18 protein-coding genes are annotated in these 19,105 nt (G+C 36.0%); 6 read left to right on the top strand and 12 right to left on the bottom strand.

What is annotated here, in order from left to right; translation table 11 throughout:
- Positions 1-40 precede the first annotated feature (40 nt).
- Positions 41-1,717, bottom strand: a complete 1,677-nt coding sequence (locus tag ACZ5R4_RS06915; protein WP_464368250.1) for a peptide ABC transporter substrate-binding protein — start codon at positions 1,715-1,717, stop codon at positions 41-43.
- Between the two features lie 293 nt (positions 1,718-2,010).
- Between ACZ5R4_RS06915 and ACZ5R4_RS06920 the strand changes: the two genes are divergently transcribed.
- Positions 2,011-2,370 carry a DUF3899 domain-containing protein gene (locus ACZ5R4_RS06920; RefSeq protein ID WP_054860558.1) on the top strand — a complete coding sequence of 120 codons (360 nt, stop codon included), beginning with the start codon at positions 2,011-2,013 and terminating at the stop codon, positions 2,368-2,370.
- A gap of 101 nt (positions 2,371-2,471) precedes the next feature.
- On the opposite strand, the gene ACZ5R4_RS06925 is transcribed toward ACZ5R4_RS06920, so the two are convergent.
- From ACZ5R4_RS06925 to ACZ5R4_RS06935, 3 genes are all read right to left on the bottom strand, one after another.
- On the bottom strand, positions 2,472-3,713 hold the full coding sequence (locus ACZ5R4_RS06925) for a trypsin-like peptidase domain-containing protein (RefSeq protein WP_054788988.1): 1,242 nt from the start codon (positions 3,711-3,713) through the stop codon (positions 2,472-2,474).
- Positions 3,714-3,843: 130 nt separating this feature from the next.
- Positions 3,844-5,256, bottom strand: a complete 1,413-nt coding sequence (locus tag ACZ5R4_RS06930) for a HAMP domain-containing sensor histidine kinase (RefSeq protein WP_109985056.1) — start codon at positions 5,254-5,256, stop codon at positions 3,844-3,846.
- A complete protein-coding gene (locus tag ACZ5R4_RS06935; protein ID WP_464368251.1) occupies positions 5,240-5,923 on the bottom strand; it encodes a response regulator transcription factor in 684 nt (227 codons plus the stop codon). The genes ACZ5R4_RS06930 and ACZ5R4_RS06935 overlap by 17 nt, the downstream gene beginning before the upstream one ends.
- A 238-nt stretch (positions 5,924-6,161) precedes the next feature.
- On the opposite strand from ACZ5R4_RS06935, the gene ACZ5R4_RS06940 reads away from it, so the two are divergent.
- The 3 genes from ACZ5R4_RS06940 to ACZ5R4_RS06950 are packed head-to-tail and all read left to right on the top strand — an operon-like array spanning position 6,162 to position 9,602.
- Complete coding sequence (locus tag ACZ5R4_RS06940; RefSeq protein ID WP_054860556.1) at positions 6,162-6,863, top strand: VTC domain-containing protein; 702 nt, start codon at positions 6,162-6,164, stop codon at positions 6,861-6,863.
- 33 nt (positions 6,864-6,896) lie between these two features.
- The gene (locus tag ACZ5R4_RS06945; RefSeq protein ID WP_464368252.1) at positions 6,897-7,580 is read left to right on the top strand and encodes a DUF4956 domain-containing protein; all 684 of its coding nucleotides are present in this window, start codon (positions 6,897-6,899) and stop codon (positions 7,578-7,580) included.
- Between the two features lie 15 nt (positions 7,581-7,595).
- Entirely contained in the window at positions 7,596-9,602 is a 2,007-nt protein-coding gene (locus ACZ5R4_RS06950; protein ID WP_464368253.1) for a carbohydrate-binding domain-containing protein, read from the top strand.
- Between the two features lie 154 nt (positions 9,603-9,756).
- Here the strand turns inward: ACZ5R4_RS06950 and ACZ5R4_RS06955 are convergent, their stop codons facing one another.
- Entirely contained in the window at positions 9,757-11,235 is a 1,479-nt protein-coding gene (locus tag ACZ5R4_RS06955) for an aldehyde dehydrogenase family protein (RefSeq protein ID WP_109985060.1), read from the bottom strand.
- Positions 11,236-11,697: 462 nt separating this feature from the next.
- Between ACZ5R4_RS06955 and trpS the strand changes: the two genes are divergently transcribed.
- On the top strand, positions 11,698-12,693 hold the full coding sequence (trpS, locus tag ACZ5R4_RS06960; RefSeq protein ID WP_109985061.1) for a tryptophan--tRNA ligase: 996 nt from the start codon (positions 11,698-11,700) through the stop codon (positions 12,691-12,693).
- A gap of 91 nt (positions 12,694-12,784) precedes the next feature.
- Here the strand turns inward: trpS and ACZ5R4_RS06965 are convergent, their stop codons facing one another.
- The 5 genes from ACZ5R4_RS06965 to ACZ5R4_RS06985 all read right to left on the bottom strand — a co-directional run bounded on the left by ACZ5R4_RS06965 (position 12,785) and on the right by ACZ5R4_RS06985 (position 17,380).
- Positions 12,785-13,540, bottom strand: a complete 756-nt coding sequence (locus ACZ5R4_RS06965) for a DUF3603 family protein (RefSeq protein ID WP_054788993.1) — start codon at positions 13,538-13,540, stop codon at positions 12,785-12,787.
- 75 nt (positions 13,541-13,615) lie between these two features.
- Complete coding sequence (locus ACZ5R4_RS06970) at positions 13,616-13,828, bottom strand: hypothetical protein (protein WP_109985063.1); 213 nt, start codon at positions 13,826-13,828, stop codon at positions 13,616-13,618.
- Positions 13,829-14,000: 172 nt separating this feature from the next.
- Entirely contained in the window at positions 14,001-15,239 is a 1,239-nt protein-coding gene (gene fabF, locus ACZ5R4_RS06975; protein WP_109985064.1) for a beta-ketoacyl-ACP synthase II, read from the bottom strand.
- A gap of 29 nt (positions 15,240-15,268) precedes the next feature.
- Complete coding sequence (locus ACZ5R4_RS06980; RefSeq protein WP_109985065.1) at positions 15,269-16,204, bottom strand: beta-ketoacyl-ACP synthase III; 936 nt, start codon at positions 16,202-16,204, stop codon at positions 15,269-15,271.
- Positions 16,205-16,417: 213 nt separating this feature from the next.
- Positions 16,418-17,380 (bottom strand): BMP family ABC transporter substrate-binding protein, encoded by a 963-nt coding sequence (locus ACZ5R4_RS06985; RefSeq protein WP_464368254.1) that lies wholly within the window; start codon positions 17,378-17,380, stop codon positions 16,418-16,420.
- Positions 17,381-17,626: 246 nt separating this feature from the next.
- Here ACZ5R4_RS06985 and ACZ5R4_RS06990 point away from each other — a divergent pair, with 246 nt between their 5' ends.
- Entirely contained in the window at positions 17,627-17,788 is a 162-nt protein-coding gene (locus ACZ5R4_RS06990) for a DUF2929 family protein (RefSeq protein ID WP_464368255.1), read from the top strand.
- Between the two features lie 64 nt (positions 17,789-17,852).
- Here the strand turns inward: ACZ5R4_RS06990 and ACZ5R4_RS06995 are convergent, their stop codons facing one another.
- Together ACZ5R4_RS06995 and ACZ5R4_RS07000 are read right to left on the bottom strand one after the other, a co-directional pair.
- Entirely contained in the window at positions 17,853-18,164 is a 312-nt protein-coding gene (locus ACZ5R4_RS06995; RefSeq protein WP_054788995.1) for a metal-sulfur cluster assembly factor, read from the bottom strand.
- Between the two features lie 139 nt (positions 18,165-18,303).
- A complete protein-coding gene (locus ACZ5R4_RS07000; RefSeq protein WP_109985068.1) occupies positions 18,304-19,068 on the bottom strand; it encodes a prolyl oligopeptidase family serine peptidase in 765 nt (254 codons plus the stop codon).
- Positions 19,069-19,105: the final 37 nt, after the last annotated feature.

A 19,105-nucleotide genomic window follows, 5' to 3' on the forward strand; every position in this document is an offset into this window, starting at 1 on the left:
CGCTATACTCTCTTAATTAATTAAAGTTAATCAGTGATTTTTATTTGTTTAGTTCCACGTATTTAAAGCTGTAATTATTAGCAAACGGATTTCGAACATCTAAACCTTCTACATAATCCTTAACTAGTACAGATGTTTTTCTTTGCATAATTGGCGCAATTGCTGCATCTTCTAGTAGAATTTTTTCAGCATCTTGCAATGCTTCAAATCGTGCAACAGGATCTAGTGCTAAATCAGTTTTCGCTGATTTAACAAGCGAATCGTATTCTTCATTTGAATAGCCAACATCATTGTTCTCTCCACCAGTTACGAAGACATCAAGGAATGAAACAGCATCCAAATAGTCTGGCCCCCAACCAGAAACAGCAAGTTCATAATTCTTTTCGCGCATGAGGTCTAATTGCTGTGCCCATGGTACATTCTTCGTTTCGATTGTTAGACCTTCTAGATTTTTTTCTAATTCCGTTTTCATTACTTCACTAATACTTTTCGCCGTATCTGTATCACCACTTAAGAAGCTTAAAGATACCTCTTCAAAACCTAATTCTTCTTTAGCAGCTGCCCAATATTCTTGCGCTGCCTCTACATCAAATGATAATAAATCACTTCCAGCTTGGAAGTCTTCTTCCGTTTCTGGATGTTGAATAAATTCTGTTGGAACATAAAAATCAATAGGAGTTGAATCATTACCATAAGCCACATCTATATATGCTTGTTTATCAAAACCTTTAGCCAATGCCATTCTAAAGTTTTTATTTTGCATATATTCACTTTTCTCTAAAGACTCTTGATTCATCTTCATATAAAATACAGCAGTTTCTGATAATACTTGGTATTCTGGGCTTGTTCTATTCTCACTTACTTGTGAACCTTGTAAAGTCACTCTATCTAATTCTCCAACCTCATAATTAGATAGTCTCGTGTCTGCCTGTTTAATTACTTTAACAGAAATCCCATCTAAGGCTACATTTTCAGCATCCCAATATTCTTCATTCTTTTCTAACTTCCAACCACTATCAGCTTGCCAGCTTGTCATTTTAAACGGTCCATTCGCTAAAATGCCCTCAGGAGATAAAGAAAACTGATCTCCCTGTTCTTCAACAAATTCCTTATGTGCAGGTAAGAAGTTAGAATTAATAACATATGAATCAAAATAAGGAACAGGAACTTCTAATTCAACAACGAAAGTATAGTCATCTGGTGCACTTACACCTAAATCTTCAGGAGGTAATTCACCTGCAAAGATTTGTTCTGCATTTTTTATTTTTCCACTCATTAAGTAATTACCATAAAAAGAACCATTATCTGGGTTCACAGCACGTTGCCAACCATAAACAAAATCTTGTGCTGTTACCGGATCTCCGTTTGCCCATTTCGCGTCTTCACGTAAATGGAAAGTATATGTTAAACCATCATCACTTACTTCTGTCTCTTCTTTTTTCGCAATTCCTGATACAATTTCGCCACCTGGAGCTTGTCGATAAAGACCTTCATAAACAGTATCAATCCAAAGTGTTGAAACATTGTCCTCCGTCATAATCGGATCCATTGTTGGAATATCTGCAGTTTCTGCAATTCTTAAGACATTCTCTTCCTCTGAACTACCTTCTTCACTTTGCTTGTCGTCTGAACTGTTATCGTTTTCAAACGAGCAAGCCGCTAAGACAAAAGTTAAAATGGTAAAAATTAGTAGCAAAAGCCCACTTTTTTGCTTCATCTCATAAATCCTCCTAAAGTAATTTGATTTGTAAAGTAATTGTAAACTTGCAATGACTATTATACAGAGAACCCTTTTTTTATTCAGCATTTTTTTACTTAAACCGACTAAATTGATTCATAATACCTATTTTTTATAATCTTAATGAACTATATCTCAGTAAATCGTCCGAATACTCCGATTTTTTCGAGTTTTCTCATTTTTCAGTTAATTTACGAAATTCTATTTTATTATTTGCTAAATTCGTGTTAATTTTTAATAATAGGAACAGAACCAGAAAGGAGCTTCAATAGATGAAAAAACATTTCTTCATATTTTTCCTCCATGTAATACTATGTTCCATTCTGACAGTTTTACTCAATAAAGGGCTTACATTACTGCATTTGATTAATAGTATTTTTTATATAAGCAGTTTTTACCTGATTATAGGGCTCCTATTATTCGTTATTTCTAGACGATTCTTTGATATTACGGCAAATAGTTTTCGCAAAGTATTCACTCGAATAACCAAACAAAAAAACTGGGCGTCCACGTGGAGTGACGATAAATTACCTTCAGAAAAAATAAACCAAAATTGGATGATATTTTTCCTTTTACAGGGAAGCTTCCTATTATTACTAATGATTATTCTGCTAATCCTCTTTTATTACTAATTCATTGATTTAGATATGGAAAAAGCAAGTGAAGAACTTCCTGACCATTTCTCACTTGCTTTTCTTTGCAATCCTGCTATTTTTTTATAATATTTCTCCCTTTAATTACTAGATAGGGTAACATTCGCTTCCTGTAATTCGCCTTGACGATAGAATTGAATATTCACAACATCACCGACTGAAAGCTCTGAATATAAATATTTTCTTAAATTGCTTGCTGTTGCTACATTTTGATTGTTGATTGATACGATAATATCCTCGATTTGCAAACCAGCTTGAGCAGCTCCTCCATTTTCATCGATTGCTGTAATGATAACACCATCTGTAATTTCACTTGATGTAGTATTTGTGTAGTACGGTAAATCCGAAATATTTGCCATTGTTATACCTAAATATGGACGAATAATTTGACCATTTTCCATGAGCTGGTCAATTATAGTAGTGACATTGTTACTCGGTATCGCAAAACCTAAGCCTTCCACATCATTATCTGCAATCTTCATACTGTTAATCCCTACAAGTTCTCCAGAAGTATTGATTAAAGCACCACCACTATTTCCAGGATTAATTGCTGCATCTGTTTGAATTACTTCCATATCCCACACTCCAGCTGACGTAGATGCCTCAATTGTACGATCCACTGCACTAACAATTCCTTGAGTTACCGTCCCATACAAATCAAGACCAAGTGGGTTTCCAATTGCAATTACCTCTTCTCCTGCTCTTAGCTCGGAAGAGTCACCAAAAGCTAACGAAGTTATATCGTATTCACCTTCTACTTTTAATACTGCGAGATCTGTTAAAGAATCAGAACCTATTAGCTCTGCTGTTACTGTTTCCTCCGTATAAAGTGTTACTTCAATAGTAGATGCATCCTCTATTACATGGTGGTTTGTAATAATATATAAAGCGTCGTCAGTTACTTGATAAATAACTCCAGAGCCTGTTCCGCTTTCTATCTCTTCACTTTCTTGATTTTGATGCTGTCCAAATCCCTGACTATAAAATGGATTGGACTGTTGCACTTGTATATTCGTAATACCTACAATTGCTTGAGAAGTTTGTTCTACAATGTCAGCAGTGGTTGAACTAGAATTTGTTACTTGCTCGATGTTTATATCCGATGTTGAATTTACCGTTTGTTCCTCTGCAATAGGCTCCTCAACAGCAAGATTCGCTGGCTCTTCTGTCTGAAGAAAACCTGTCTGAGCAACTATCGTTAATGTGAGAACAGAACCTACGACTCCAGCAGAAATAGATTTAAAAATCCCTTTATATTTATCGTTTTTCTTATTTATTTCCCTTTGTACATCTTTATTTTGATTTTTTTTATCTTGAAACATTTCTAGCCCTCCATATTCGATAGTTAATGGTGTTTTTCTGTCTATTACACTTTTTACTATAATCCGCGAATATGTCAGGAAGATGTCTAAACTAGATTTATCTGTTTCACAAAAAAATAACAATTGAAAATCAACTGTTGTTTTTTGGTAGATATATTCGAAAAGTGGTACCTTTCTGTGAACTACTTAGCAAGGTTAAGTCTCCCCCCTGTACTTGGGCAATCATTTTACTTAAAGGTAATCCTAGTCCAAGTCCTCTCATTTTATATTTCTTTTCTTCTCCTCGGTAAAAGCGTTCAAAAATAAAGGGTTGTTCGTCTTTCGGAATTCCCCTTCCACAATCCTCTACATCAATATTAATTTGTGAACTATCCTCTTGTAACCTTATATTAATTACTGGTTCTTGATGATTTTCCATCGCCTGCTTTGCATTGTTTAAAAGATTTGTCATGATTTGCTGTAAACGAATTGGATCAACATTTACCTTAGTCGGTGATTTTAGCTTGGTAAGGTTAATCTTCATATCCTCATGTAGTATATTCCAGCTATAAACGGCAGTTTCCACAACATCATTGATATCGTGTACCTCCATATTAACATCGAAAGCATTTGCAGCAAATTGATTAAAGGCAAGTAAATCCTCTACCATCTTTTTCATTTTATCTGCTTCGTTTAAGGAAATCGTCAAAAATTCCTTTGCCTCCTCACCTGTAACCACCTCATCCTTCATCGCTTGGAGTAATCCACTAATAGAGGTAACTGGTGTTTTTAACTCGTGTGTAACACCTGCTAATAATTCTGTTCGTAATGCTTCTAATTTTTCAAGCTTATATGCCATTTCTTTAAAGGAATGAATTAACTCATGAACTTCTTTTTCTTTACTTTCATTTGGCAAATCAATCTGATAATTCCCTTCCTCCACTTGTTTCGCAGCCTTTGCCACTTCTTGAATTGGCTTAGATAACCGCTTAGACAAAAAGTAGATAGCAGCCCATCCAAGTATAGCAAGTCCGATGATCATAATGGCTAGCTGAGTGTATTCCTGATTTACTCGTGATAGATTTTGCTTTGACTCAAACATAACGACCCAGCCCAATGTGGATCCATCGATTTCTATCGGATATTTAACTACATAAAAACGAGTATCGCTAAGTGTAAATTGTTGAATCGTATCATCATTTTCTAAAACTGAAGAATGAATTTCCCCTGCCATCGGCCCTCCAGGTCGGTTACTTGAAAGGATAGCCCCTGAAGTGTCGATAATATAAGTAAACGGGTCAATCTCGAAATGTTTTTCTCCTTCTTTCTCTCTAAAAAAGTCATTTCTACCTGGTTCTGGTCCCTCATCCTCTGCCGATACAATACGATCAGCCATACTTTCCGCCATAATCGTCATCATATTTAGTCGATTTTCTAATGTCGTATGCCTAATCCAAAATGCGGAAATAAGGGCAATGACGATTAGTCCAATGCAAAGTGTTAATAAATATCGGCTGGTCCAGTACCGTCTCAGTGAGACTCTTCTCTTATTTTTGATTAACACGTAGCTGATACCCCAATCCTCTTAATGTTTTAATTTCTCCTTCAGAACTTGGCCAAGTATTTAGTACTTTACGAATTCGTTTAATAGCAAGATCGACTGCACGATCACTACCTTCATAATCCCAGCCCCATACATGTTCAATTAACTGCTCTCTTGTAAATGTTTGGTTTGGATTTTCTGCTAAGAACATTAATACAGAAAGATCGCGAGGCGTGAGTGTAACATTCTTTTTATTAAGGATTACTTGATGTGCTCTTATATTAATCTCTAACTGTCCATACCGTTTTATAGGATTTTCATGGTCTGCCTGTGACCGTCTTAACACAGCTTTTACCCGAGCCACTACTTCATCGGCCACAAAGGGTTTCGTAATATAGTCATCTGCCCCTTCATTTAACCCTTCTAATCGATGATTCACTTCTCCTAGCGCGGTTAACATAATAACGGGACAGTTGCTTTCCATTCTTATCTCTCTTAATATTTCCCAGCCATCCTTACCCGGAAGCATAACATCTAATAGAACTAAATCTGGATAGATGGTATGGAACTTATTCAACGCTTCTTCTCCATCATAAGCTTGTTCTACCTGATAGTTCACTTTTTGTAAATATGCCTTTAAAACTTGACTAATTGCAAATTCATCTTCAATTATTAATATTTTGACCATTAATTTCACCTTGATTTCTTTATATTTGGCGAGTTTATCCTTAGATTACCACATAATGAGAAATCGAGAAACTTGCCATACTTCTTTTTATCAGATCCATAAGTCAGCCATATGTCTAAAAACCAAATGAATATTCACAAAAAATTTACTTGACATTTTCCTGACACATTTCCTTTATAAACTAAAAATTGTTCCAGCGATTAACATGATAACAAAACGAACAGAAGGAGGCAGCTCAATGACCTTTCAGACATCCTTTCATCCTAATGGACGTCGTGAACGTAAGTACGCAATATCACAAACAGAATATCATATCCTGCGCGGCAAGCTACTTCATTTTATGAGCAGGGATCCCAATGCAGGGTCAAGCGGAAAGTATCGCATTCGTTCTACTTATTTTGATAACTTTTCCAATCGTATTCTAAATGAGAAGAAGGAAGGTTATTTAAATCGAGACAAATATCGAGTTCGCATTTATGAAAAAAGGGATCACTACATTAATCTTGAAAGAAAGAGTAAACGTAATAATTTAACCTTCAAATCAAAATGTATGGTCACCCGTAGGGAATTTGAAAAATGGCGAATTGGAGATATTGATTGGATGGAGCATGACGAAAGACCACTCATTCGATATTTATACACAGAAATGAAATATAACCAAATCAAACCTACAACAGTTGTCGATTACGAACGAGAGCCGCTAATATACCCATTTGGAAATGTTCGCATTACCTTTGATAGCAAAATACAATCCAGTCTTTACAATACAGACATGTTTCATAAGCAGCTACCGATGGTCGATGTTCTCGAGCCAAATCTTATCATCTTGGAGGTGAAATATGATGAATATCTACCTGAAATAATAAAACATTTGCTACAGCTATCAGATACAAGACAAGAAGCCTACTCTAAATATCAATTAAGTCGGATGTATGGCTAACGATAAAAATATTAAATCATTAGGAGAGAAAAAATGAATTCTATCACAAATTTTTCAGATATTTTTAAATCAAGCTTTTTAGAAACAACCTCATCCTTTTCTATTATTGATGCTTTACTTGGAATTGGTGTGGCATTTATGGTCGGGTTGTTTATCTACTTCATATATAAGAAAACTTTTAATGGGGTCATATATTCCCATTCCTACAATATCTCTTTAGTAATAATGACAATGGCTACTGCTTTAGTCATTATGGGGATTAGTCAGAATGTTCTGTTATCTCTTGGTATGGTTGGTGCTTTATCGATTGTTCGTTTCCGTACACCGATTAAGGATCCAATGGATTTAGTATACTTATTCTGGTCCGTCATAGCTGGAATATTAAGTGGTGCAGGTTTTATTCTATTAGCAGTAATTGGCTCTGTTCTCATAGGATTAGTGTTACTTATATTCGCTAATAAGATCAAAGTCGAAAATCCCTATCTATTAATTATAAAATATGATCAAAATGCAGTTAATGAAGAGTTAGAACAAATTGTCAAAACCTATACGAAGAGGTTTAGCCTAAAATCAAAATCAATGATAGAGGACTATGAAGAGATAACCTATGAAATTCGTGTGAAAGATAATGATTCTAATATCACTTCTGAACTTGCTAGAATAAAAGGAGTCCAAACCGCTGTAATGCTTAGCTATGATGGAAACTTTACAGCCTAAAAAAGGGTGAACATTATGGAAAGAATTATTAATTATAGGTGGTTTTTAACCCTTTCTGTGATCTTGATTATCACCATAAGTGGTTGTAGTCAGGAGAACGGAGAAGCTACGGATGAGCTTATAAATAATCTGGTGAAATATGACACGGATGATGCTTATACGAGCTGGGAGGACCAAGAGGCCATCTCCATTCATCTAGATGGGAAAGAAGTAATCGCAGAAGAAAATGATTCTGTCCTTGTCTCTCAAAATCAAATCAATATATACACTTCAGGGACATATGTAATAGATGGAACATTAGAGGATGGACAAATTGTAGTAGATGCAGAAGATAGTGGAACAGTACGACTAATATTAAATGGTGTCTCGCTCCAATCCTCGACGAGTGCACCTATTTACATTAAACAAGCAGAGAAAACAGTTATTTCATTAGAAGAAGACACCCAAAACACATTAACTGACGCAACAGAATATGTATACGCGGATGAAGAAACAGATGAACCAGAAGCAACGATTTTTAGCAAAGATGATTTAACAATAAATGGTTCAGGTACTCTAAAAATAAATGGAAATTATAACGATGGTATAACGAGTCGTGATGCCCTTAAGATTATTGGTGGTACTATTAATATCACTTCTATAGATGACGGTATCGTTGGTCGAGATCTGTTTGCAATGAAGAAGGCTTCGATCACGATAGATGCAAAAGGTGATGGAGTAAAGTCATCCAATGATGAGGATGAATCAAAAGGTAATATCATCCTAGAAAATGGAGAGCTTAACATCAAGGCAGGTGGGGATGGTATTCAGGCAGAAAAATCTGTATATGGTATAGATGGAAAGTATTCTATTATATCTGGTGGAGGAAGTCCAGAAGAAATAGAAGGCACTACTACAGATTTTGATCGAATGGGAGAAATTCCTAATGGAGAAAATCCTCCCGAAAATATGCCACAAATGCCAAGCAATACTGATCGATCGGATTTACCAGAAGGAGACTTTCCTTCTAATGGTGGGGATTCACCTCAAGCTTCTAGTCAAAATAAAGATGAAACAGAAGATACAGAAAGTACAAAAGGAATAAAGGCAAACGAAGAAATTCATATTCTTAATGGTTCTTTCACAATTGACTCCTTTGATGATGCTCTACACAGTAATAAAAATTTGGTTATATCTGACGGAGATCTTTTTCTATCCACTGGGGATGATGCAATTCATGCAGATGGTGATGTACAAATAGAAAATGGAACGATAGATGTGAAGAAAAGCTATGAAGGATTAGAAGGATTAAATATTACAATAACCGGTGGTGATATTCATATTCATGCTGAGGATGATGGGGTTAATGTGAATAGTAGTAGTAATTATGCTAACATGCCGGGAATGAGTAACACAGATACCGAGACAACAAGTGAATCAAACGAAGAGACTACAGAAACTGGTGAACTTCTAATTGAAGATGGTTATTTATATGTTGACGCAAATGGTGATGGACTAGATTCAAATACCTCGATAACCATGACAGGTGGAATAGTGCTAGTTTATGGACCATCCTCATCTGGAAATGGATCACTTGATTATGATCAATCGTTTAACATCGAAGGTGGCACACTAGTGGCTGTTGGTAGTAGTGGCATGGCTCAAGGAGTATCAGAAGACTCCAGCCAATCTACTATTATGATGACATACTCAGAAATTCAAAACGCAGAAACTACCTTATATCTGGAAAATAGTAATGGGGAAAAAATACTTGCTATTGAACCTGAAAAAGATTTTCAAACAATTTTAATAAGCTCAGAGGACTTACAACAAGGTAAAAATTACATCCTTTATAATGGTGGAAGCATAACAGGAGATAAGGTAGATGGTGTATATGAGAATGCTGACTATCAAGAGGGAACTCAAGCAATTGAATTCACTTTAAACACTGCTATGACCTATTTAAACGAGGAGGGTGTCACTGAACAACAAACCAATCCTAAAGGTGGTAGATGGGGACAGAGAAAAGATTTTAATCAATAAGGATAGAAATTCTTTCAGTAAACATAAGATCAAGCTAAGAATGTAAGAGACGTTCTTAGCTTGATTGTTTTATATTCAAACTTTTATGCCATTATAGAATTATACAGTCCCTATTACTTTTTGTTGTATTCACTGCTTTTCTCATTCACACTCTTTACTCAGGGATATACGGCAAATCTAACTGATCAGGAACATTTATGACATGTGTATCTGTATAAGCTAGAAGCCCTTCTTTTCCATATTCACGTCCTATTCCAGACTGCTTTACACCACCGAATGGAAAACGTACATCAAGTCCTTGAACGGCGGCTGTATTAATCATCGTCGTACCTGCCTGTATACGTTTGGCAACCTCAATGGCATGTTCTTCTTCTCCCCATACAGAACTAGTCAATCCAAATATACTGTCATTAGCAAGATGGATTGCATGTTCCTCATCCTCAAAAGGTAAAATAGGAACCGTCGGACCAAACTGTTCTTCAACAACGATTGGATCATCCTGACTTGCTCCTAAAACGACGGTAGGCTGCATAAAGTAACCTTTCTCATAAAGAGCTTGATCAAGTATTTCACCAAGTTTCACAACTTGAGCCCCTTTACTTTTAGCATCATCAATTAGACTTTGGACATACTTTGCTTGCTTTTCATTATTAACAGGACCAATCGTCACATTTTTATCAAATGGGTCTCCTACTCGAATCCATTTATTAGCTGCCTCAATATACCTTTCAACAAATGAATCATAGATTGATTTATCAACATAAATTCTTTTAGCAATCATACATATTTGTCCAGCAGTAAGAAAATTAGATATGACAATCCGCCTCATTGCTTTCTCATCATTTACATCAAAATCATTTAAAACAATTGCTGCATCATTACCACCTAATTCAAGTGTCATATGTTTGATTGTATCTGCCGCTGCTTTCATAATATGTTTAGCTGTTTCTGTCCCACCTGTAAAGGCAATTTTGGCAACCTTTGGATTGGATGTTAACTCTACACCAACGTCCGCTTCCCCGTGAACAAGATTTAACACTCCTGGTGGAAATTCGTTTGCAATTAATTCAATTACTTTACTTACAGCTAACGGGGCTAACGGACTCGGTTTTAAGACCATCGTGTTACCTGCTAATAATGCTGGTGCAACCTTAATTGTCGAAAGGGAAATCGGATAATTCCATGGTGTGATAGCAGATACGACGCCAATAGCATCTTTGGCTATAATAGTTTTACCATTATCATGTCTTTGCACTTCATTTTTCAAAACTTCTTTTACATTATCACACGCAAATTCCATCCACATTAAAGAGACAGCTATTTCTCCTTTAGAATCATAAAGTGCTTTGCCATGTTCCCGTGATAATAGTTGTGCAATTTCTGGGGTAGCATCTTTTATTTTTTGGATCGCCCTACTCATCCGTTCTATTCTTTCATCCATAGACGATCTTCTCCAAGTAGTAAACGTTTCATATGCTACATCAATTGCCTTTCTTGTGTCTTCTTGTGTATTTACTGGTGAAAACCCAACTATTTCCTCTGGATTTGTTGGGTTTTCACGTGGGGCTTGTTTTTCCGTTTTATACTTTTCCCCATTGATAATAGCATCAATTACAATCGGATTTTTAGACATATGATTCCTTCCTTTCGTTAAAATTTTTTATAGTATGCTCTTCCACTAAATATCTAATTCACACTATAATTTGTAACTGGGAGAGTGGTTTCGTAAAATCCTACAGAGGTAGTGAACTTTATTTTAGCCAGATCTTGGGTTTGGAATACGTTTTATTATATCTATAAACTTCATTTGGTGAGGAAAGTAGGTTTGATATGCGTTTTATAAGACCTGTAAACTTCATTTTCGGGGAATCTGTGCTTAAAAATGAGTTTCAATCCATTCTATTTTCGAAAGAATTTAGTACTTTTTGTGTCTATGCTATAATGCTGGGGAGGGTAGGAACAAAATACGTAATCAATGCCTCAGTTCAGTAACAAAATCCAACAAATAAGAAATTATTTAAAACATATGATAAACTCTATTTAGCCCGTTTTATACCAAAAAGTGATCTTAACTATATATCAAGAGGTGACGATAATGAAAACAATTTTTTCAGGAATTCAACCAAGTGGTACTTTAACACTTGGAAACTATCTAGGCGCAATGAAACATTTTGTCGATCTACAGGAAGAAAACAATTGCTATTTTTGTATTGTTGATGAACACGCCATTACTGTTCCACAAGAAAGACTAAAATTAAGAGAAAATATAAAATCTCTTGCTGCATTATACATAGCTTCAGGTATTGATCCGAAAAAGTCTATTTTGTTTATTCAATCAGAGGTACCAGCACATACACAGCTCGGCTGGATTTTACAATCAATAAGCTATATCGGTGAGTTAGAACGAATGACACAGTTTAAAGATAAATCGAATGGAAAAGAAGCAGTTTCTTCCGCACTTCTTACCTATCCCCCATTGATGGCGGCAGATATATTACTTTACAAAACAGACATCGTACCAGTAGGTGATGATCAAAAGCAGCATTTAGAGCTAACCCGAGATCTTGCTCAACGATTCAATAATAGATATAACGATATTTTCACGATTCCTGAAATTCGTGTCCCTAAGGTAGGTGCACGAATAATGTCCTTACAGGAACCAACAAAAAAAATGAGTAAATCTGATGAGAACTTAAAAGCATCGATTCTTATGTTAGACACAGATAAGCAAATCGAGAAAAAAATTAAAAGTGCGGTTACTGATTCGGATGGGATCGTAAAATTTGATAAAACAAATAAGCCTGGAATTAGTAATTTACTTACCATTCATGCTAGCTGCACTGGTGAGAGTGTAGAAGATCTTGAGAGAAAGTATGACGGAAAAGGTTATGGAGAATTTAAACAGGAAACAGCAAATGCGGTGATGGCAACATTACGCCCTATTAGAGAAAAATATGAGGAATTAATGGCTTCCGATGAGCTAGATAGACTTCTAGATGAAGGTGCGGAAAAAGCGAATTTTGTTGCTAACAAAATGCTAGCAAAAGCGAAGAAAGCCATAGGTCTCGGACGAGTGAAGAAAAAAAGGTAAACGTAAAGGATTTCTTCCTCTCTGTTGTTCCAAATTATCTCTACAAGAAAAACCGGACTTTGCTAAAAAATAAAGTCCGGTTTTCAACCCCTTATCGCACAGATTTTGTAGTTGAATTATCATGTTCTTGATCCCAAATCGTTTCATAATAGGTTTGACCTTTAATGATTTGCTTGCAGAAATATTCGTGTTTTTCCGACCATCCTTCGATTAATTCTTTATATAGTGTATTCCATGCCTCTTGAAAACTCATCCGTTTAATAGCATGATATTGATCTGGCTTCCATTCCGTTAGCCAGTACCTTATTTCCTCGAGACATTTTGAAACCTCTAACTGGTCCAATGCAACCATTAGCAATTGCTTGAGCTGTCTTTCTTTTCTAGTCAATCCCTTCATTCTTTCAGGTGGAAGTGAAAGAATATGATATTCCTTTTCTTCTTGATAGGGTACTTGATATACCGTGGGTTCTCGACTCTCAATTAATTCAAGAACCAATCTCTCTTGCCTTGGAATTAACCTGCTCTTTCGGACAGGAATTTGAAAACCCATAGTATCAAATGCCATTATTGATCTGCCGTCAGATATGATGGCTGCATATTCCAATACTTTTCGTTCTTGATTTTTTCTTATGTAAGCTCTTTTATAAATGGTGTCAAGCATCTTTTTAGGTAAGTCCTGTAAGTCGTTTTCAATGTATTGATAAGTCTTGGGATCAATAAGTAGAACAGGAACTTGATCTAGTATCTCAATACCATCAGAGGTTCTCCATTCATGAAATGGACATACATTATAACCATTTTCTTCACCCTCAAACCAATTTACCCATACATCATGCAAATATAACATATGACCAAACCTCACTTTATGCTTTTTCTTATCAAACAGTATGACCAAAATGGAATGAATTATTCTTTTCTTCTATTATTTAACAGATAAAATGGTCAGCTTCTGGATCGATAAACCCATGAGAATCAGACCTATGATAAAAAAATAACATTCTACTTTTGTTTGAATAAGTGCGATATAGTCATATAAAGTGAGCCCAGCCGGTATAAAATTCAAGTACAATATAAGTGACATGCCTCCAGAGACTGAAAAACCGAATCCTATTAGAAATATTAATGCATAGATCAAAACTACTCACCCGCTTGTCCACCTAATTTATTTCATTATATGTACAAGTATCCTCACATATGAGTGGATCAATATAGAGTGTAAATTCCCACCCATCATTTCTGCAATTGGAAGGCTATAAACATAATAAATCCTGTTCCCCAATATGGAAACAGGATTTATTGTACTTGTATTACTGATATTTTTTAAAAATTAGAGAAACATTATGCCCACCGAAACCTAATGAATTACTCAAAGTAATATTCACTTCTTTTTGTTTTGCTTTATTCGGAACATAATGAAGATCACAATCTGGATCAGGTGTTTCATAATTAATGGTCGGAGGTAAGATCCCATCTTGAATAGCTTTCACACATGCAATGGCTTCCACTGCACCTGCTGCTCCTAATAGATGTCCAGTCATTGATTTCGTCGAAGAAACATCTAATTGATAGGCATGATCTCCGAAAACTGTCTTAATGGCTTGAGTTTCAAATGAATCATTATATTCTGTACTAGTACCATGTGCATTAATATAATCTATATCCGTTACTTGTATATCCGCATCTTCAATCGCTTGTTGCATCGCTCTTGCGGCCCCTTCTCCCTCTGGAGCCGGTGAAGTAATATGATAAGCATCCCCTGAAGCACCATAACCAACAATTTCCGCATAAATCTTTGCTCCACGTTTTTGGGCGGATTCTAATGATTCTAAAATAATAATTCCTGCACCTTCTCCCATAACGAATCCATCACGATTTTTGTCAAATGGTCTACTGGCCGTTTTTGGGTCTTCGTTAAAAGATAATGCTTTTGCTGTGGAGAATCCGGCATATGCCATTGGTGTTAGTGGAGCCTCCGCACCACCAGTGATCATGTAATCTGCATCCCCACGCTCAATGACTTTAAAAGCATCTCCAATGGAGTTAGCTCCAGATGCACATGCAGTAACAGAACAATTATTAATTCCTTTTGCACCTAACTGAATCGAGACTTGACCAGCGGCCATATCCGGAATAAGCATAGGTACGAAGAATGGACTGACACGACGATAGCCTTTGTCCATAAACCTTCTAAATTGTTCATCATATGTTGCCATTCCGCCAATACCAGAACCAATCCAAACACCTACCCTTGGCGCAATTTCATCGGTAATTTCAAGATTGGCATCCTCTACCGCATTTTTCGCTGCAGCCACTGCATATTGGGTAAACAAGTCCATTCTTTTGGTTTCTTTTTTGTCCATATATTGTGTAGGATCCCAGTCCTTCACTTCGCCTGCTACTTTTGCAGGAAAATCATCTTTATTTACTTTAGTAACAATATCAATACCGGATACACCATTTTTTAAATGATCCCAAAATTGATCTACTTCATTTCCTAATGGTGTGATTGCTCCTAATCCGGTCACGACAACCCTATTTTTACCCATGAATATTCCTCCTTTTATCTAATTTTACGTTATTTTCCCCATCTTAAAGCAACGGCTCCCCATGTAAGACCACCACCAAAACCTACTAAGACAACTAAATCATTATCGTTTATTTTACCTTTTTTTACAGCTTCAGACAAAGCAATTGGTATCGAAGCAGCTGATGTATTTCCATAATGATTCACATTGACTGCCATTTTACTTTCATCGATTCCTAACCGTTGTCTTGCAGCTTCCATAATTCGAATATTTGCTTGATGAGGTATTAAATAATCAACATCCTCTTTAGCAAGTCCGGCTTTTTCAACCACCTTAACAGATGATTCTGGCATTTGACGTACAGCAAATTTAAATACTTCTCTTCCATTCATTATGATATGCTCATCCTGTTGGGCTAGATGCTTTCCACCACTTCCATCTGCACCTAACTCAAAGGATAAAACGCCTTTGCCATCACTTACTGGACCCATAACCGCAGCACCAGCACCATCTCCAAATAAGACACATGTATTACGATCTTCCCAATCGGTAATTTTGGATAATTTTTCGGCACCAACGATTAAGATATGCTTATAATCACCTGATTCGATAAATTGCTTGGCTGTAATCATCCCATACATAAAACCAGCACATGCTGCACTTATATCCATTGCAGCTGCTTTTGTTGCACCAAGCTTCTCCTGCAAAATACATGAGACCGTAGGAAATGGCTGATCTGGTGTAACAGTGGCCACAAGTATTAAGTCTAGTTCTTCAGCAGTAAGATCTGCTTCTTTTAAGGCATCCTCTGCAGCTTTTAATGCCATATCAGAGGTGTTCTCATCATCTGAGGCAATTCTTCGCTCCTCTATTCCTGTTCTAGTACGAATCCATTCATCCGTAGTATCTACTATTTTCTCTAAATCTTTATTGGTTAAAATTTTCTCTGGAGCATAATGACCAGTTCCTAAAACTCCTGCTTTCATTATTATCCTTCCTCTCAAAGGAATTAATATCAATTATTAAGACTTGGTACTAATTTTAAGCGAAAACAAGTAAATTTTCAAGTATCAAATCTTCTCACAACTGGTCTATTTTTCATGATACATAACGAAAATGTTCATCCTTCCCTACAAATTGTTATGGCTATCCATTCCAATGAGGCTCGGACACAAAAGTAAATAGAAAGGTTACCACACCTATTCGTGATCTGGAAGTAGTCCTGTCTCTATATATTCATTTAATTGTTCATCTAAATGATCTTGAAAATCTTCTGGTATTTCATCACTGTAAGGTCCCATTGAAATTACTTCTTCTGTGAAGCCGTAATTATAAATACCACCTTCTAGCTCGCCTTTTTCAATCTGTTCTACCGCATAAAGATATAATTTATCTACATGCTGAATGGTGCTTGTTAAGACAGATTGTCCACCTATCGACTGCTGATCATTAACATAGCCAATCGAATAAATCTGGTCATTTTGAGCTTCCTCTACTACTTTCATACTATAGGCATCCCCAGTCGGATAAATCACATCTACCCCATTATCTACCATATTGCGATAGTGATCCATAGCAATTTCTGACTCATCCCAACTATAGACATATTGAATATTTATGTTTGCATCAGGGTTCTGATAAGCTACTCCCTCATAAAAACCCTCTACTTCTGGCTGCCATTCATATGCTGCAATAATGCCTACATGATCAGATTCTGTCATTTTACCCGCTACCATTCCAGCAAAGAATCCCATCGACATAGAGTTGAAATTTAAGCTAATAAGATTGTCATCTGAATAAGCACCATTGACATAAACAAACTGAATATCAGGATAAGAAGAGGCAATCGTATGAAAGAATTGTCCATATGTACTGCTATGACCAATTATTAACTGGACTCCTTGATTCGCAAACTCTTCGATTGCACGATTTACCTGTGGTTGGGTTTGTACACCTTCTTTAAAGTATACTTCCATATCCAATTCTTTCTCTATATCGAGTAAACCATGATATCCTTTACTTCCCCATGTTTGATCATTTATCGAGTGCTCAATGAGCATACCCACCTTCTCAATATTCTGGGACGAATTTGATGGAAAACATCCCGTTAAGGTTAACATGGCTAATAATGTGAATAATATAATTCCTAGTCGTTTTTCCAATATACGCACTCCTTGAAATGCATAATGATTCGTACAAATGTTCAATTTATAGGTATATAACTATTATTTTACCGTTTTCAGCAGATAAGGTAAACCAAAATTGTCCAGAAATGAAGTGTTCAAAGATTACTCTTTATTTTCTTCCAAAGTTTTGATAAAATTAATTTGGTGTAAAATAGATTATTAAATTATTCAAAATACATATTGGTCCTATAAAAGTGGGGTGAATGTTGGATGAAATATATTATGACAATTGTTTGGGCGGTTATCATTTCTTTCGTGATAGGATACGTACTTGCAAGCATGGCTGGTGAGACTTTACATGTACCTTCTGTATTATCACTTGCTGCCATTTTTAGTATTATTGTTATCTTGCTCGGTGATGGCGTATTAAAAGAAAGTAATTAAACAAACAGATCCATAATAAAACCCTTGTCTTCGATTAAGACAAGGGTTTTATTTAAGTAATGGTTTAATCTGGAATACCTAGAGCGATTTTAGCATAACGGGACATACGATCCTTGGACCAAGGTGGACTCCAGACAATATTTACTTCTGTATCCTTTACCTCTGGAATATCTTCCATTACACGCTTGACGTCTTGCTCAATATGACCTGCTAGCGGGCAGCCCATTGCTGTCAGTGTCATCGTTACTGTTGCAATTCCTTCTTCATTCAGATCAACGCCATATACTAATCCTAAATTAACAATATCTATTCCAAGCTCTGGGTCAATAACATTTTCCAAAGCTCCCATTAGATTATCCTCAAGTGCTTGATCCATTATAACCCCTCCTTAAAAAAAGTAAAGCATTACTTAATAACATTATAACAAAATGAAAGAAAATTTAAATCATTTACGTCTTTTGTAACAATATCTCCATAAAGTAAAAATGGCTTGCTCTGTTATAAATGCTCTGATGCTAAAGCATGTATTCTAACCAATTAGTAAACTCCACGATAGCAAATCGACTAACCTTGTGTCCACGTCCCATTTCTCGGAAAAATCGAATATTTTCCGGGTTTTTGTAATGATCGATAGCTTGCTCATAAAAATTATATGCATGGGCAAATGGAACAACGTTATCCTCTTCCCCGTGCCAAAAGAATAATGGACGTCCGAAAAGCTTCTCCACTTGCAGGGATAGATCCATTTCCTTCAATTCTGATAATAGAAGGTTGATTTCTTGCTCAGGAATAGGAAGCTCACCCATTTTCTTTTCCATCAATTGGATTTGTAATTCCGCATAGGCTGTCAATTTAGGAGAACCCATTAGGATCGCTGCTGCTTTCACCCAAGAAAATTGGGTAAGGGCTGCAGCTGTTGTGATCCCTCCCATGCTCGTACCTGCAAGTCCAAAACGATCTTTTTCCAATAAATGCTTTGTAACTAACGTCTCATAAATACTTTCCACATCATCTATATTTTGTTTTACAATCTCAAAAAAACGTAATTCTCGTTCCTCTGACTTTATATCTCCTTCTCTTTCCCCATGAAGTAAGCAGTCTGGTAAGAGTACACGGTAGCCCTTTTCAGCTATTATATAAGCAATATCTAGATTATGCTCCTTTGCACTCGTATAACCGTGTATATATACTAAGGTAGGTAAAGGCTGTTCTTTTTTTTCCGCTTCCACTACATGAAGTAATGGGATCTCATTCCAGGATTCTCTATTTACGATGATCATAACATTTTGTCCTTTCTATATCTATTCTATCTTCATG

The sequence above is a fragment of the Gracilibacillus sp. JCM 18860 genome (assembly GCF_055395245.1).